Below are 15,165 nucleotides of genomic sequence, written 5' to 3' on the forward strand. Positions count from 1 at the left end.
TCTTCTTAAAAAGGAGATGGAACAGTTGAGAATTGATAAAATGCTGGCTAATCTTGGCTATGGCAGCCGGAAAGAAGTGAAGCAGCTTCTAAAAAGCAGTGCGGTCAAGGTTGATGATGTAGTCGTCAAGGATGCAAAACAGCATGTGGATCCATCTATACAAACCGTGACATTAAATGGAGAAGTTATTGAATATAAAGAATTTATCTATCTGATGATGAATAAGCCGCAGGGGGTATTATCAGCTACGGAAGATAACAACGCTGAAACTGTCATCGATTTACTAGAGCTTGAGGACCAGGTCTACGAACCGTTTCCTGTCGGAAGATTAGACAAGGATACAGAAGGGTTACTGCTAATTACCAATGACGGTCAGTTGGCGCATCGTTTGCTTTCTCCGAAAAAGCATGTTCCAAAGACATACTTTGCTGTCATTGACGGTGAAGTGACGGAAGAAGATGTGGTGGCCTTTGCTAATGGAGTTACCTTAGATGATGGCTACGAAACAAAGCCGGGAGAAATGAAAATAATAAAATCCGGTATTCGTTCCGATATCGAGTTAACCATCACTGAAGGTAAATTTCATCAGGTAAAAAGAATGTTTGAAGCTGTAGGGAAAAGTGTAGTTTACTTGCAGCGAATTTCGATGGGTCCTTTACCATTGGATGAGACATTGGAGTTAGGTGAGTATCGGGAACTTACAGACGAAGAAATAGAGTTATTGCGAGAATATCAAGTTAAATAATCTTAAAAAGGAAAAAGCAGCTAAAAAAATAGCTGCTTTTTCCTTTTTATAAAAGTTTTGCTATGAAAAAACGTTAGTTAAGCGTGAATGTAGAATTTTCTTGCCTTCAAGAAGTTCTATCGGCGAATTTAAGAATCCAATCAGCGAATTTGGACATTCTATCGGCGAATTTAGCAATTCTATCAGCGAATTCCTATGTTCTATCAGCGAATCCATATTCTTAATATGGTTGATTATTGCGTAAAAAGGACAAAGCATTAAGCCTTGTCCTAAATTAACGTTCATTTCAATCAAGCCTCTAAAAAGGATTTCAACATCCAATTATGTTTGTTAAGTTTTCCGATAAGTTCTAAAAACATATCACTGGTTACTTCGTCATTGTTTTGTTCAGCAATTTCCATCCCCGCTTTTAACTCATCAATGATTAATGAAAAGTCATGAACGATTGTTTGAACCATTTCTTCAGCAGATAAGGTTTCACTGGTTTCTTCAATCGTTGCAAGTTGAAGATATTCTTTAAGCGTAGAAATTGGACTACCGCCAATCATTAATAATTGCTCAGCAAACTCATCAATGGTCCCTGCGGCTTCCTCATATAATTCTTCAAATTTGGCATGTAAGGTAAAGAAGTGAGGACCTTTCACATACCAGTGGAAACGATGTAATTTAGTATATAGGACATTCCAATTTGCGATTTGTAGGTTTATCATTTGTTCAACTGTCATTTAGCATTCCTCCTAATTTCTTATCTAAGTTAATTATAACATATATTATTTAAAAGTAAATATTAAATTATAATCATTATAAATAAGGTAAAAACATTTTTTAAAAATAGTAACTAGGGAGAACTCTGGGTAACTTAATAATATTTACTTGAAAGGATACCTTAATATTAAGGGGGAACGGTCATGAAACTTACTCACGAGCAGGCAATAGAGTTACACGGCTTTAATAACTTAACGAAATCGTTAAGCTTTAATATGTATGACATTTGTTATACGAGAACCCGGGAAGAGCGTGAAGCTTATTTGAATTATATTGATGAACAATACAGTGCGGACAGGCTGCAAAAAATACTAATACATGTTTCAGATATCATTGGTGCACATGTTTTAAATGTGGCGAGCCAGGACTTTGAACCCGCTGGGGCGAGCGTGACCCTGTTGGTATCCGAGGGGCCGGTTGCGAATGCACCGTCTGAATCCTTTGAAGAATCCCCTGGGCCGCTGCCGGAGTCGGTGGTGATGCAGTTAGATAAAAGTCATATTACGGTCCATACATACCCGGAATTTCATCCAGATGAAGGAATTAGCACGTTTAGAGCGGATATTGATGTTTCTACCTGTGGTGAAATTTCGCCGCTTAAGGCTCTCCATTATTTAATCAGGTCATTTGAGACGGATGTAATGACAATTGATTACCGGGTCCGCGGCTTTACGAGGGATAAGACAGGGCATAAACTCTTTATTGACCATGAGATAAATTCCATTCAGAATTACATCCCGGAAGATGTCGGTGAGTTATTCGATATGATTGACGTCAATGTCTATCAGGAGCATATTTTTCACACGAAATGCAAACTGCGTGAATTTGATTTAAATAACTATTTGTTTGGTTATACAAAAGATAAATTAACACCTGATGAACATATCGAGATCACCGAGCGTTTAAAGATTGAGATGGACGAAATCTTTTATGGAAAAAATATAGTCCAATAAAAAGAGCACGGGTTTCGCGCTCTTTTTGCTTGCTTAAAATTAATCATCCAACAGATGATAAGACATTCTATTTTTATCATCAATTGCAGGTATTTCATCTAATTATCGGATTCAAGTATAGTGATTGAAAAAACGGTGAAGTTACTAAATCGGAAGTCAGCAATTTCTTTTATAATAGAAGTGCTTGACGTGCAACCATATGGTGTTATATAGTCTTAATGTGAAACCAAATGGTTTCGTAACGAAGCAATAATCGAGCACAATTAGAGGAGGAAATTAATATGGCAAATGAGTCACAGGCAACATTAGAAGATATTAAATATACGGTCGTTTATAATGCTCCAATTGCAAAAGTTTGGGATGCTGTAGCGACAGCAGAAGGTCTAGGTGCATGGTTCATGCCAAATGATCTCCAACCAGTTGAAGGACATGAATTTCATTTAAATGCAGCACAATTTGGGATGTCACCATGTAAGGTAACACATGTGGATCCACCTAACAAACTTTCTTTTAATTGGGGAAAAGATTGGACTCTAACATTTGAATTAAAAGAACTGGATGATAAAACAGAATTAACGTTAACCCATGGAGGTTGGGACGCAAACAAAGTTACTGAATTTGGTGCGCCGCACACTCCAATTCGCGACAACATGAATCAAGGCTGGGCAGGTCTTGTGAAAAAATTACAAGCCTTTGTTGAGGCATAAATGGCAGCTTCCTCAGCTAAGCATGATGTCTTCCAAGCCATCGCTGATCCAACAAGACGGAAACTGTTAAAACTTCTTAGCAAGGAAGAGATGCCTGTCACGGCGATAAGTGAACACTTTCCGATCAGCAGAACCGCTGTGTCTAAGCATTTACGGGTATTAGCAGATGCGGGGTTGGTTAAGGAACGAAAAGCAGGCAGGGAAACAAGGTACAAGCTTGAGCCTGAGCCCTTATATGAATTAAAAGATTGGCTTCAATATTTCGAGTTATTTTGGGAAAATAAATTGTCAGCACTTAGGCTGTTTGTTGAAGCGGATGGAAAAGAAGACGAATAACATTCTCCCCAATTGATAAGCAATCTGACAAAAGGAATTAAAAAAGTGATACCCATATATGCTGGGTATCACTTTTTTTGTTTCATTATACGAGGATTTCATTAACACTCTTTCGTCTAACAATAAAAGAGAGGATGATTAGAAAGCCAATCGTTGCCAAGCTAACGGATGTACCAATTAAATTATTCGGATTAAACACAAATCCAATAAAGATAATACTTAAAGATACAATTGCAAAGATAGTCGTATAAGGAAACCATTTTACGTTAAAAGCTGGCTTGCTTTTGTAAAGCGGCCTTAATTTAAGCTGGGCCGCACAAATACTAATCCAGATTAACATGACCGTAAACCCTGGTATGGTCATGAGATAACCAATAACCTGACTAGGTGTTAAATAGGCTAAGTAAACACCTGCTAGTATACAAATACTTGTAAGCATAATTCCTGTTAATGGGATTCCTTTTGTAGAGAGTCTTGCTAACCCTTTAGGTGCAACGCCACTTTGTGCCATGGAAAACAGCGTTCTGGATGTCGCATAGATACCTGAATTTGCTGCCGAAAGCACCGCTGTTAAAAGAACAAAATTCATTATATGTGCTGCTCCCGGTAACCCGGTTGTACTGAAGACCTGAACGAAAGGACTGTCTGCTCCCGTAACCTTGTTCCAAGGCATGAGTCCACAAATGATAAGAATTGGTAAAATGTAAAAAATAATGACACGCCAAACTGCGCCTTTAATAATTTTGGGCAGTACTTTCTCGGCATCTTTTGTTTCAGTAACAGCAACCCCGATTAACTCCGCACCACCATAGGAAAACATAACCACTAAAAAGGCGCTGAAAGTTCCACCCATTCCGTGCGGGAAAAATCCGCCGTGGGCTGTGTAGTTTGAGAGCGGGTCCCGGATCGAACTTGGAATAATTCCTAATAGAAGTGAAAAGCCTAAAACGATAAACGCTATTAGAGCAATAATTTTAATTCCAGCAAACCAAAATTCAAGTTCCCCATAATTTTTTACTTGAGTAAAATTAATTCCTACGATTATAACTGCGCAAAGGAAACTTAGCAGCCATAAGGGTATGGCAGGAAACCAAAATTGCAGAAAACTTCCTGCAGCTAATAATTCAACAACTGTAACAAGAATCCAATTGATCCAGTAAAGCCATCCAACGATATATGAAACTTGGAAACCAAATGCCTTGTTTACTAGATGCTGGACGTTTAAATTCGGAAAAGCAAGCGCCATTTCCCCTAAGGCAGCCATAATGATAAAGAGTAATAGACCGCCAATTAAATAGGCAATTACTACACTCGGTCCGGCAATCGCTAATGTATCGGAACTGCCTTTAAAAATTCCTGTACCAATCATACCAGCCAAGGCGATAAACTGGACATGCCTCGGTAATAATCCTTTTTTTAAGTTCTGCTGATTATTTTCCATGTAATTCCTACCTACTTTTCTTTTTCACTTAGACGCTTTTAAGCGCTAAAGCATTTTTTATATTACTATACTACCATACTATTGAAAACTGTCAATTAGTGCTGATGAGCTGGTGTCATTTTCCTTAAGGTTAAAATATTAACGGAAAGAATTTTTTTTGGTTGAAGGAAACTTTGTTTGATATGGCGAATATAATAAATTAAGGCAGGAGATGATTAATATGTTCGTAACCCCTCGATTGCAACGGAGGATTTTCATTTATTCATATGTATTTAGAAAACTAGGCATTTTAAGTGAACAGGAATATATCAGAATCACTGACAGTATTACTGACCAATTACATGAACACCATTGATTTTAGACAAACAAAAAACACGCGACGGTTTCGCGTGTTTTTTTATGATATTGTTCTATTTTATTAAGACGACATTTTTACTCTTTTTTGTGTAGTAGTCCATTTTCCGCGGCTTGGGCTAATTACCAAGTCATTATAGGCTAAGACATTTAGATCTCGTTGTATGGTGCGAGGAGTGATACCAAATTCCTCTACAAGTTCTTGCGTAGAAACAGTGCCGTTATTGCGGATAAACATGTAGATACATTTGATGCGGTTTAACATCCGGTTAGTTGAAGGTTTCAAAGAACCACTCCCTATCCTTTTTTCAAACCCATGGCAATACCCTGCTACCGACAGCCTATTTGAAGATTCCTCTTCAAGAATATGTAGTTTTCTTTTCCGCGCAGACATCTCCTTTTCATAGATGATTACTGTGGATACAATATGTCTCATCTAACCTTATTGTAACCACAAAATCAGAAAATTTCCACCAATATACTTAAATTTACAAAATAATCTTCAAAAATTTACATAAATTGTTCGGATATTTGCCCTCCTTTGCTATACTCTTACTATAGGTTATGGGGTTTAATGTTTGGATTATGACAAATTATTTGAATTTTTAGTTAAATTATTTGATTTTTTTTGAATTGGCAAGGAATGAATAGATGGTAAAAGGGGAATAGGAGAATGAATTTTGCAATCTTAAATGAGAATATTATTGAGCGTTCAGAAGCAAAGGTTGATGTAGAAGACCGTGGCTATCAATTTGGCGATGGCGTGTACGAGGTTATCCGTGTCTATAATGGAAAAATGTTCACAGCAACTGAACATCTCAATCGTTTTGAAAAAAGTTTGGATAGTATTGGAATCACACTTCCATACACGAAAGAGCATTTAACAGGATTACTTGAAGAGCTTATTGCAAAAAATAATCTAAAGTTAGGGACAATTTATATGCAGATTACGAGGGGAGTCGCACCTCGTAATCACGCTTTCCCGACGGAAAATATAACCCCGAGTCTTGTAGCCTATACAAAGAAAGTAGCCAGACCTTTGGAAAGCTTGAATGCTGGTGTAAGAACAATCGTAACAGAAGATATTCGCTGGCTGCGCTGTGACATAAAAAGTTTGAATTTGCTAGGCAATCTATTAGCAAAGCAAAAAGCCGCTGTTGAAGGCTGCTTTGAGGCGATTCAGCATCGCAGCGAAGAAGTGACGGAAGGAAGTTCCTCCAACATCTTTGTCGTTAAAAACGGCGTTGTCAGCACGCATCAATCGGATAACCTCATTTTAAAAGGGATTACAAAGGATGTCATTTTGCAGGTCTGTACAAACAACAATATCGTGGTGGAAGAACGAGCATTTACACTTGAGGAATTGGCGAATGCTGATGAGGTGTTCCTATCAAGTACAACTGCAGAGGTCATGCCGATTATTGAAGTGGATAGGAAGCCTGTTGCGGATGGTTTACCCGGACCTATTACAAGAAAGCTGCAGGAATTATTTGAGCAAGAAATTGAAAAACAATGCGGAACACTTAAGGATAAAATTTTTAATTAGAAAAAAGACGTGAGCACAGAAGTAAAGTGTCCACGTCTTTTTTTGATTAGAACTGAAACAAGTCACTAGATAAATACCTTTCCCCGGTATCGCAGGCAATACAAACAACAACATCATCAGGAGTTAAGCGTTTAGCCACTTCTAGGGCTGCGAAGCAGGCTCCGCCGGAGGATGGTCCGACAAGAATTCCTTCTTCGGTCGCCAAACGGCGTGCGATATCATAGGCATCTTCATCATTAATTTGATGAATTTCATCATAAACATCTTGATTAAGAATAACTGGGATAAAACCTGGGCTAGTCCCAACCAGCTTGTGTTTCCCTGGTTTCCCGCCTGACAAAACAGGTGAGCCCTTTGGCTCAACCACATGAACCGTTAAGTTTTCATAGTGCTCTTTTAAGGTTTCCCCTGTGCCAGTGATGGTTCCACCAGTTCCAGCTGTGGCAACAAAAGCAGCCAGCGGTTTCCCAATTTCTTTCATTGCTTCGATAATTTCAACTGCGGTAGTGAATCGGTGGGCATCCGAGTTTGCATGATTTTCAAATTGCATCGGGACAAAACTATTGGGAATCTCCTTTGCTAATTCGAGTGCCCTATTTATCGCACCTGGCATTTTCTCATCTCCGGGAGTAAGGACAACCTCTGCGCCGTATGCTCTTAGGATGCTGATTCGCTCTTGTGTCATTGTATCAGGCATCACAATAATAGACCTATAGCCTCTAGCCGCTGCATTCATGGCAAGGCCAATCCCTGTATTGCCACTGGTCGGCTCTATAATAGTTGAACCTGCTGTTAATTTTCCAGCCTTTTCTGCTTCGATAATCATATTAAAAGCTGCCCGGTCTTTTACGCTTTTGCTGGGGTTAAAGTACTCCAGCTTTAAATAAACCGCGGCACCGTCTTTTGGTGCTAATCGGTTTAATTTAACTAAGGGTGTATCCCCGATTAATTCAGCGATATTGTTAACTACTTTCATAAGGACCGTCCTTTCAATACTTGTAGTAAATTCTTAGATTTTAGATTCCTACTTCATCATAAATAAGTTTAAAGGCTTTGTAAAAAAAATCGGTCAATTGTCTGTCTGTTATTAGATACATTTAGGACAAAATAGACTAAAATTAACTCAGAGAAGAAAGGAACATCACAATGGAACATCGCTCTCATTTTTTCTTTGCCGTAAGAATTCCGGAACAAACGAAATTAAGGATGCAAGAACATATCGAAAAAATAAAGGAAAAGATCCCATTTAGCCGTTGGGTCCATTATCAAGATTTGCATATAACCTTAGCATTCCTAGGCAGTGCTCCACCTGATAAACTTAAACAGGTGGAGAATCAAGTTCAAGAAGCACTTAAAGATGAGCAAGCATTTACTTTGAAAATCAATAAACTTGGATTTTTTGGAAGTGTCGACTCTCCGCGTGTTTTTTGGGCTGATACCGAGGAAAGCAAAAATCTGCAATCGATTAGAAAAAAGGTATTTTCCGCTTGTGAGGAAGCTGGGTTTCAGCTTGAAACAAGACCATTTCGTCCTCATATCACTCTTGCTAGAAAGTGGAAAGGGGAACAATCTTTCCAAAATGAACTGCTTGGTCTTTGGGATGAATTCCAGCCTGTCCCCCTAACATTCGAAGCAAGTGAAGTAGTGATTTATCAAACACACCTTGATCAAACACCAAAGTATGAAGCGATAAAAATATATCCGCTAGTAGATAAAAATTAACTAAAGGTTGGTCTTATGAAAGAAATTTACTTTATTGTTAATCCAAAAGCCGGCAACGGCCACTGCTTTACAATATGGGAGAGAGTGGAAAGGCAGCTTAAGGTTAAAAAGGTACCCTATCTTGCTTTCTTTACTGAATATCCAGGTCATGCAAGTATCCTTGCCGGCCAAATAGCACTAAAGAACTCGGAGCAAAAGATGATCATTGCAGTTGGCGGGGATGGAACGATGCATGAAGTGGTGAATGGTGCAGTGAAGGAGCATCATATTACATTAGGATTTATTCCAGGCGGGTCTGGGAATGATTTTTCAAGAGGATTTCAAGTTCCTGTCGACCCCGTCGAAGCATTAGAGGTGATTCTCCGCCTGGCAAAACAAACAGGTCAGCCGATTGATGTGGGGAAAATTACCATGAATAATGCCGCTGAGCACTATTTTATTAACAATATGGGGGCAGGATTTGATGCCACCATTTCCTATGAAGTGAATCAATCCAGGATGAAGGCTATATTAAATAAACTTTCGCTGGGCAGGATGGTTTATGTTTTTTTTCTCTTAAAAAAATTATTTACTTATAAAACCTCCACAATTGATTTATCAATTGACGGAGAAAAGCATATATTTGAACAAACATGGTTTGTAACGGTTTCCAATCAACCATTTTATGGTGGGGGGATGAAAATTGCTCCTGCTGCCGAGCCTGATGATGGATTATTTGATATAACCGTTGTTCAAAGATTATCCAGATGGAAGCTCTTACTTGTTTTTATCAGTGTGTTTTGGGGGCGTCATATCCATTTTAAAGAAGTAAAAACATATATAGGCAGGGATGTTTCCATCCGGTCCCAGGCAAAACTATTTGTCCATGCAGATGGGGAGCATATTGGATTTACACCTTTAAATATCCACCTTCAAGCTAGCGCTTTACAGGTATTAACGAGAAGAAAACGTGCGGAAGAAGTGGAGTTGAAAGAGAGGGACTCGAATGATTGCTACTGACCGAAATTTCTTTGCCTATCTAGATGAGATGAAGATCATTACGATTCTTCTTCCACTTTCCTACCATCACGGTTTGTCATCCTCTTTCTTAATTTCGAGTGATTTTCAAGAACATCCTTTGAAAATCATTGAGAAGATACAAATTGATAATAAAATGAAATATATTTGTGAATTCTCAAAGGATTACTCCTTTGATAAACAATATATGATTATTGATGAACATGGTGGGAAAACTGACCTGCAAATTGGTGCTGTGATTCGTACGGAAGCCTTTGATGAGAAATTCTATTATGATGGTAATGACCTTGGAGTTACCCTACATGCTGGGCAAACCCGTTTTAAACTCTGGGCACCTACCGCCACTCAAGTAAAATTAAAGTTACGGCCTGCTAATAGCAGTTTTTCAGAAATTGTAAAAATGAAACGTGAGGATCGCGGCATATGGTCAGTGACTGTTAACAGAGATTTAGAATTCTATCATTATAGTTTCCTCATCCTTGTGAATCAAGAATGGCGTGAGGCAGTCGATCCTTATGCTAAGGCGGTGACTGTCAACGGAGAGCTTGGAGTCATTGTGAGTCTTGAGAAAACACGTAGGCCGCGTCTAGGCTTACCCTCTATTGAAAGTGCTGTAGATGCCATCATTTATGAAACACATATTAGGGACCTCACCATACACTCCAAAAGCGGTGTACAGAATAAAGGACTTTATCTTGGTGCAGCTGAGCTAAATACAAAAGGGATTGACGGAGAACCTACAGGGTTATCTTATATGAAAGACTTGGGGATTACCCATATAGAATTCCTCCCCTTCCATGATTTTGCCGGTGTGGATGAACTGAGGCCGAGTAATGAATATAACTGGGGATACAATCCGCTCCATTTTAACGCTCCCGAAGGAAGCTATTCAACGAATCCTGCCAATCCCTATTCAAGAATCCTTGAATTAAAACAGTTAATTGATCAAGTTCATAGTCTTGGTCTTCGAGTAATCATGGATGTAGTTTATAACCATGTTTACATCCGTGAGACTTCCTCCTTTGAAAAGGTGGTCCCGGGTTATTATTTTCGCCATAATGACATTGGACTCCCTTCCAATGGGACTGGTGTGGGGAATGATATTGCATCGGAACGGAAAATGGTCAGAAAATATATTATCGATTCCATTTCGTTTTGGCTGAAGGAATATCATATCGATGGATTTCGTTTTGACTTGATGGGAATATTGGATGTACAGACCATGTCTGAAGTAAGGAAAGAGTGCGACAGACTGTCAAAAGGAACAATAATCATCGGTGAAGGCTGGAGTCTGAACACACCACTTCCAGTCGAGCAGAAAGCAACTATTGCCAATCAGGCAAAGATGCCAAACATAGCTCAATTCAATGATAGATTTCGTGATTGTATAAAGGGTAGTTCCTTTAATTTATTTGATAAGGGCTACGCTTTAGGAAATGAGCACTACCTAGAGGCTGCGAATGAGGTAATTACTGGGAGTATCGGTTTCACGACACAGGGGTCGGCTATTTTTCATGAACCGTTCCAATCTGTGAACTATGTAGAATGCCATGATAATCATACAATGTGGGATAAACTTCTCGCTTGTCTCCCTGATGCAGATGATTCTTTACGAATCAAATATCATCGTCTCGCCACAAGTATTGTCTTATTGTCACAAGGAATTCCTTTTCTTCACAGCGGTCAAGAGTTCTTTCGGACAAAAAAGGGTGATGGGAATAGTTATCGTTCCCCGGATGAAACCAATCAGCTGGATTGGGAACGAAAGATTTTGTATAAAGAAAACGTAAAATATATTAAAGGGATTATTCAAATCCGTAAAGAGTTTCCTTGTTTCCGAATGAGAACTGCTGCTGAAATTCGTACAAATATCCGCCAATTACAATGTGAAGTACCGGTGTTGGGATATTTGTTTACCAGAGAGGATGAGATAATCTTATTCATTAACTCTTCATCCAAGAAGCAAACAGTTTTAATTCCAGATGGGGATTGGGCAGTGATAGCAGATCATAACCAAGCCGAAGTTTCTTCCAAGAAGTTTTTGTCTGGTGGGGAAATTATTTTGGAACCAGTATCCATTAATGTTTTGCTAAAAAAATAGTTTCTTCAGATTTACTTGACGAAAAAAGGTAATTCGAGATAAAATTTATTATGATGGCTATTGTGTGCAATGGTTTCAATAGCTTTTTTTATTTTAAAAAAATAATAAGCTGTTGATGAAACTGTGGTAATATAAGACCTTCCGGCAACACTGGTTTTACCTCTTAAACAGAAGGGGAATAAGCCCATTAGAACGGCATAAATTGAAGGTGAGCAATTTTGGATCATATATTTGGACAAGAATGGGAAATTACCCCTGCTGGAGGCAAAACAGGTGAAGCCTTTTATGCGAAATATAAAGACCAAAGACTTTTCTTAAAGCGGAATTCGTCTCCGTTCCTTGCTGTTCTTTCAGCTGAAGGTATTGTCCCAAAGCTTGTATGGACAAAACGGTTGGAAAGTGGAGATGTCATAACTGCACAGCAATGGCTTCCTGGCAGAGAGTTAAAGCCGTCAGAGATGAACCAAGAGCTCGTGGCGAGACTGCTCAAGAAAATTCATTGCTCAGAGCCGATGCTAGGAATGTTAAGCCGGCTAGAGAGCGCTCCATTACATCCCGAACCATTATTGCAAAGGGTTGCGAACGAGTTAGATGAAGAGGTGCTCCACTTGCCTGAATCGCAAAAAGCAATGGACTTTTTAAAAAAGGAAGCTTTAAACGTCTATTGCGATGAAAAAGTGGTTTGTCATGGTGATGTCAACCATAACAACTGGCTGCTTGCAGAAGACAACCAGTTGTATTTGATTGATTGGGACGGGGCAATGATTGCCGACCCTGCCATTGACCTGGGATTGCTCCTTTATTGGTATATTCCAGAGAATAACTGGCAGGATTGGCTAGAGCTTTATGGTGAAAAGCTGACAGAAGATCTAAAACTGCGCATGAAGTGGTATGTGACCATTCAAACTCTTTCTTCGATCCAATGGTATAAAAATAAAGATCGCTTGGAAGAAATGAACAAGTGGATCAAGTTTCTAGATGAAATTCTCTAGTTAAGAAAACTGTCCAATATCACTTACCCAATTTGATAAGTTTTCTTGGTTAGATAAGATGTGTTGATCTAAATCTGCAGTACCAACCCCATGCTGGCTGTATTGGTATACTTCTTGTAAGATATTTTTTACATTTTGATCAACTTGTGTGTTTACCATTAGGGATTTCACTAAGCGCTCCAGTTGTTCGCATTCTGCAACGGACCCGCAACAATCTGTTTGGTGGTTGTTTAGTATATCTTTTAACAGTGTAACTTGGTCACCATGACTTAATGGCATGAATGTACACCCTCTCAAGTGTTATTTAAAAACAAGAATTCACACTGTTAGGTTGTGAATTCTTTTTTTGTTTATGCATCATCTTATTTCCAGATAGTTAAATTTGTAAGGACAAATGGTGCATGATAGGTAGTAAACAATATTATTTTTAGGAGTGTCATCAATGAGAGTCAGGCATAAACCTTGGGCAAAGGAAAAAATAGACCAGTACCCTCAATATGTAGTTGCCAATCCAGAACAATATAAAGGAAAATGGCACGAAGTATTTGGTAATAATCAGCCCCTTCATATTGAAGTAGGTACAGGCAAGGGTCAATTTATGACCGAAATGGCGAAAGCAAATCCGGGGATTAATTATATGGGGATTGAACTATACGATAGTGTCATCATTACGGCTTTAGACCGTTTAATTGAAGCAAATTTGCCGAATCTTAGGCTTCTTAATGTAAATGCAAATGATTTAGCGAAATACTTTGCGAAGAATGATGTGAATCAGGTCTATTTAAACTTTTCCGATCCATGGCCAAAGGGACGCCATGAAAAGAGAAGATTAACGTATAAAGATTTCTTAAAGCTATATGAGGAAATTATGGTTGATGGCGGGGAAATTCATTTTAAAACCGACAATCAGGGTTTATTTGAATATTCGTTAATGAGTTTTTCCAAATACGGATTGTTATTAAAATATGTAAGCCTAGACTTTCATAATAGTGAGTATGAAGGAAACATCATGACAGAGTATGAAGAAAAATTTTCAGAAAAAGGTCATCGAATTTACCGCTGTGAAGTCAAATATCCAAACTGATTTTGGGGACAGTTCAATTTTGAACTGTTCTTTTTGGTTTCTTTAACCTTGGAGTCAATGTTAAAATATAGAAAAAAGGGGGATGAGAAGTTGGAAACATTAAAAATTGGCGGCGTCTCACTAACGTGGTTATCTGGAGGGGTAACCAATTTAGATGGCGGGGCAATGTTTGGGGTTGTTCCAAGAGGGTTATGGTCTAAGAAATATCCGCACAATGAGAGAAACCAGATTGAATTGCCAACAGATCCTTTTGTTTTGCAAATGGATGGAAAGAATTTCTTAGTTGAAACTGGGCTTGGAAAAGGGAAGTTAACGGAAAAGCAATTAAGAAACTATGGTGTCACTAGAGAATCGGAGCTAGATGAATCGTTAGAAAGGTTAGGTTTAAAAGCAGAGGAGATTGATTACGTTTTAATGACCCATTTGCACTTTGACCATGCTGGCGGTCTGACAAAACTTGGAAAGTGCCAATATGTTTCCGCATTTCCCAATGCACAAATTATAACTTCACAAGTAGAATGGGACGAAATGCAGAGTCCCAATATTCGTTCAAAGAATACATATTGGAAAGAGAATTGGGAAGCTATTGAGTCACAGGTGGTTCCATTTGAAGAAAAGTGGAGTTTTGGAGCGATTACAATGGTCCATACGGGTGGTCATAGTGATGGACATTCCATCCTCATCATAGAGGACGCGGGAGAAACATTAATTCATATGGCGGACCTGATGCCCACACATGCCCACCAACCAGTATTATGGGTAATGTCCTATGATGATTACCCGATGACCTCTATCGCGGCAAAAGAAAAATGGCTGCCCTACGGAATGGCAAAAAACGCTTGGTTCAGCTTTTATCATGATGCATTTTATCGTGCAGTAAAGTGGGATAAAGAAGGAAAACAAATAGTTGAGAGCATTAAGAGGGAAAGATAAGCTAAAAATAGCCGTATCCATGGAGGGAACGGCTATTTCGGTTAAGAAATACCAGATAAGGTACGCACGTCGATAAGTGTTCCTGTTTGCGCATCTGCAATAAATTCAAATTGCTCGGTTGTACCATTGTTATTTTTAGATATTCCACCCTTGTAGACACGATAATTGATTTGCTGCTTTTCATACGGCTCTGCTTCCATATGTATCCATGCTCCACTGATTGGCCCATTTTGATTAAATTGTTTTTTCACTTGTTCTAAGATTTTTTCAGGTGAGACATACGTTTTACAGGCAATAACTTCTTTTGCAGCATATCCTCCGATGATACCAACTGCTGCACCGAGGAGAAACGACTTCCAATTCATAGCAGGACCTCCAAAAGGTAAATTTGGAAAAGATAGGATTCTCCTCTCAGTATATCGTATTTGTTGGTAGGAACATACTATTACCAATATTAAATTCAATTGGT

17 protein-coding genes are annotated in these 15,165 nt (G+C 38.7%); 11 read left to right on the forward strand and 6 right to left on the reverse strand.

Translation table 11 applies throughout. The features are described 5' to 3' along the window. Positions 1-25 precede the first annotated feature (25 nt). Positions 26-745 (forward strand): 16S rRNA pseudouridine(516) synthase, encoded by a 720-nt coding sequence (locus tag BDR01S_RS13760; RefSeq protein ID WP_066258243.1) that lies wholly within the window; start codon positions 26-28, stop codon positions 743-745. Positions 746-1,035: 290 nt separating this feature from the next. Here BDR01S_RS13760 and BDR01S_RS13765 read toward each other — a convergent pair whose 3' ends face one another. After that, complete coding sequence (locus tag BDR01S_RS13765; RefSeq protein ID WP_066258241.1) at positions 1,036-1,470, reverse strand: Dps family protein; 435 nt, start codon at positions 1,468-1,470, stop codon at positions 1,036-1,038. A 183-nt stretch (positions 1,471-1,653) separates the two neighbouring features. Between BDR01S_RS13765 and speD the strand changes: the two genes are divergently transcribed. The 3 genes from speD (at position 1,654) to BDR01S_RS13780 (ending at position 3,506) form a co-directional block, all read left to right on the forward strand. After that, on the forward strand, positions 1,654-2,463 hold the full coding sequence (gene speD, locus BDR01S_RS13770) for an adenosylmethionine decarboxylase (RefSeq protein ID WP_066258239.1): 810 nt from the start codon (positions 1,654-1,656) through the stop codon (positions 2,461-2,463). A gap of 281 nt (positions 2,464-2,744) precedes the next feature. Next, the gene (locus BDR01S_RS13775; protein WP_066258237.1) at positions 2,745-3,170 is read left to right on the forward strand and encodes an SRPBCC family protein; all 426 of its coding nucleotides are present in this window, start codon (positions 2,745-2,747) and stop codon (positions 3,168-3,170) included. Beyond that, the gene (locus BDR01S_RS13780; protein WP_066258235.1) at positions 3,171-3,506 is read left to right on the forward strand and encodes an ArsR/SmtB family transcription factor; all 336 of its coding nucleotides are present in this window, start codon (positions 3,171-3,173) and stop codon (positions 3,504-3,506) included. An 85-nt stretch (positions 3,507-3,591) separates the two neighbouring features. Here BDR01S_RS13780 and BDR01S_RS13785 read toward each other — a convergent pair whose 3' ends face one another. Continuing rightward, positions 3,592-4,947: an amino acid permease gene (locus BDR01S_RS13785; RefSeq protein ID WP_066258233.1), complete on the reverse strand. Its 1,356-nt coding sequence runs from the start codon at positions 4,945-4,947 to the stop codon at positions 3,592-3,594. Between the two features lie 418 nt (positions 4,948-5,365). Then, positions 5,366-5,587: a DeoR family transcriptional regulator gene (locus BDR01S_RS13790; RefSeq protein ID WP_066260326.1), complete on the reverse strand. Its 222-nt coding sequence runs from the start codon at positions 5,585-5,587 to the stop codon at positions 5,366-5,368. A gap of 387 nt (positions 5,588-5,974) precedes the next feature. Here BDR01S_RS13790 and dat point away from each other — a divergent pair, with 387 nt between their 5' ends. Then, entirely contained in the window at positions 5,975-6,847 is an 873-nt protein-coding gene (gene dat, locus BDR01S_RS13795; protein ID WP_066258232.1) for a D-amino-acid transaminase, read from the forward strand. 46 nt (positions 6,848-6,893) lie between these two features. Here dat and cysK read toward each other — a convergent pair whose 3' ends face one another. Then, positions 6,894-7,823 carry a cysteine synthase A gene (cysK, locus tag BDR01S_RS13800; protein ID WP_066258231.1) on the reverse strand — a complete coding sequence of 310 codons (930 nt, stop codon included), beginning with the start codon at positions 7,821-7,823 and terminating at the stop codon, positions 6,894-6,896. Between the two features lie 170 nt (positions 7,824-7,993). Between cysK and thpR the strand changes: the two genes are divergently transcribed. From thpR to BDR01S_RS13825, 4 genes are all read left to right on the forward strand, one after another. After that, on the forward strand, positions 7,994-8,569 hold the full coding sequence (gene thpR / locus BDR01S_RS13805) for an RNA 2',3'-cyclic phosphodiesterase (RefSeq protein WP_066258229.1): 576 nt from the start codon (positions 7,994-7,996) through the stop codon (positions 8,567-8,569). Between the two features lie 15 nt (positions 8,570-8,584). Next, positions 8,585-9,568 (forward strand): diacylglycerol/lipid kinase family protein, encoded by a 984-nt coding sequence (locus BDR01S_RS13810; protein ID WP_066258227.1) that lies wholly within the window; start codon positions 8,585-8,587, stop codon positions 9,566-9,568. After that, positions 9,555-11,687 carry a type I pullulanase gene (gene pulA / locus BDR01S_RS13815; protein ID WP_066258225.1) on the forward strand — a complete coding sequence of 711 codons (2,133 nt, stop codon included), beginning with the start codon at positions 9,555-9,557 and terminating at the stop codon, positions 11,685-11,687. Before BDR01S_RS13810 ends, pulA begins: the two co-directional genes overlap by 14 nt. A gap of 218 nt (positions 11,688-11,905) precedes the next feature. Then, entirely contained in the window at positions 11,906-12,679 is a 774-nt protein-coding gene (locus BDR01S_RS13825; RefSeq protein ID WP_066258222.1) for a phosphotransferase family protein, read from the forward strand. Here the strand turns inward: BDR01S_RS13825 and BDR01S_RS13830 are convergent, their stop codons facing one another. Beyond that, positions 12,680-12,958, reverse strand: coding sequence for a YtzH-like family protein (locus BDR01S_RS13830; RefSeq protein WP_066258220.1), 279 nt, complete (start codon positions 12,956-12,958; stop codon positions 12,680-12,682). A 163-nt stretch (positions 12,959-13,121) separates the two neighbouring features. Between BDR01S_RS13830 and trmB the strand changes: the two genes are divergently transcribed. Continuing rightward, positions 13,122-13,763: a tRNA (guanosine(46)-N7)-methyltransferase TrmB gene (gene trmB / locus BDR01S_RS13835; RefSeq protein ID WP_066258218.1), complete on the forward strand. Its 642-nt coding sequence runs from the start codon at positions 13,122-13,124 to the stop codon at positions 13,761-13,763. Positions 13,764-13,853: 90 nt separating this feature from the next. After that, positions 13,854-14,696 (forward strand): YtnP family quorum-quenching lactonase, encoded by an 843-nt coding sequence (locus tag BDR01S_RS13840; RefSeq protein ID WP_066258217.1) that lies wholly within the window; start codon positions 13,854-13,856, stop codon positions 14,694-14,696. A gap of 41 nt (positions 14,697-14,737) precedes the next feature. On the opposite strand, the gene BDR01S_RS13845 is transcribed toward BDR01S_RS13840, so the two are convergent. Next, positions 14,738-15,061: a PepSY domain-containing protein gene (locus tag BDR01S_RS13845; RefSeq protein WP_066258213.1), complete on the reverse strand. Its 324-nt coding sequence runs from the start codon at positions 15,059-15,061 to the stop codon at positions 14,738-14,740. Between the last annotated feature and the right edge of the window lie 104 nt (positions 15,062-15,165).

This window comes from Neobacillus drentensis NBRC 102427, from assembly GCF_001591445.1.
Classification (GTDB): Bacteria; Bacillota; Bacilli; order Bacillales; family Cytobacillaceae; genus Neobacillus; species Neobacillus drentensis.

What these genes read in the sequence shown, in the direction of transcription:
- BDR01S_RS13765 (WP_066258241.1), bottom strand. Translation starts at nt 1,470, where the DNA reads ATGACAGTTGAACAAATGATAAACCTACAAATCGCAAATTGGAATGTC.
- speD (WP_066258239.1), top strand. Translation starts at nt 1,654, where the DNA reads ATGAAACTTACTCACGAGCAGGCAATAGAGTTACACGGCTTTAATAAC.
- BDR01S_RS13775 (WP_066258237.1), top strand. Translation starts at nt 2,745, where the DNA reads ATGGCAAATGAGTCACAGGCAACATTAGAAGATATTAAATATACGGTC.
- BDR01S_RS13780 (WP_066258235.1), top strand. Translation starts at nt 3,171, where the DNA reads ATGGCAGCTTCCTCAGCTAAGCATGATGTCTTCCAAGCCATCGCTGAT.
- BDR01S_RS13785 (WP_066258233.1), bottom strand. Translation starts at nt 4,947, where the DNA reads ATGGAAAATAATCAGCAGAACTTAAAAAAAGGATTATTACCGAGGCAT.
- dat (WP_066258232.1), top strand. Translation starts at nt 5,975, where the DNA reads ATGAATTTTGCAATCTTAAATGAGAATATTATTGAGCGTTCAGAAGCA.
- cysK (WP_066258231.1), bottom strand. Translation starts at nt 7,823, where the DNA reads ATGAAAGTAGTTAACAATATCGCTGAATTAATCGGGGATACACCCTTA.
- thpR (WP_066258229.1), top strand. Translation starts at nt 7,994, where the DNA reads ATGGAACATCGCTCTCATTTTTTCTTTGCCGTAAGAATTCCGGAACAA.
- BDR01S_RS13810 (WP_066258227.1), top strand. Translation starts at nt 8,585, where the DNA reads ATGAAAGAAATTTACTTTATTGTTAATCCAAAAGCCGGCAACGGCCAC.
- pulA (WP_066258225.1), top strand. Translation starts at nt 9,555, where the DNA reads ATGATTGCTACTGACCGAAATTTCTTTGCCTATCTAGATGAGATGAAG.
- BDR01S_RS13830 (WP_066258220.1), bottom strand. Translation starts at nt 12,958, where the DNA reads ATGCCATTAAGTCATGGTGACCAAGTTACACTGTTAAAAGATATACTA.
- trmB (WP_066258218.1), top strand. Translation starts at nt 13,122, where the DNA reads ATGAGAGTCAGGCATAAACCTTGGGCAAAGGAAAAAATAGACCAGTAC.
- BDR01S_RS13845 (WP_066258213.1), bottom strand. Translation starts at nt 15,061, where the DNA reads ATGAATTGGAAGTCGTTTCTCCTCGGTGCAGCAGTTGGTATCATCGGA.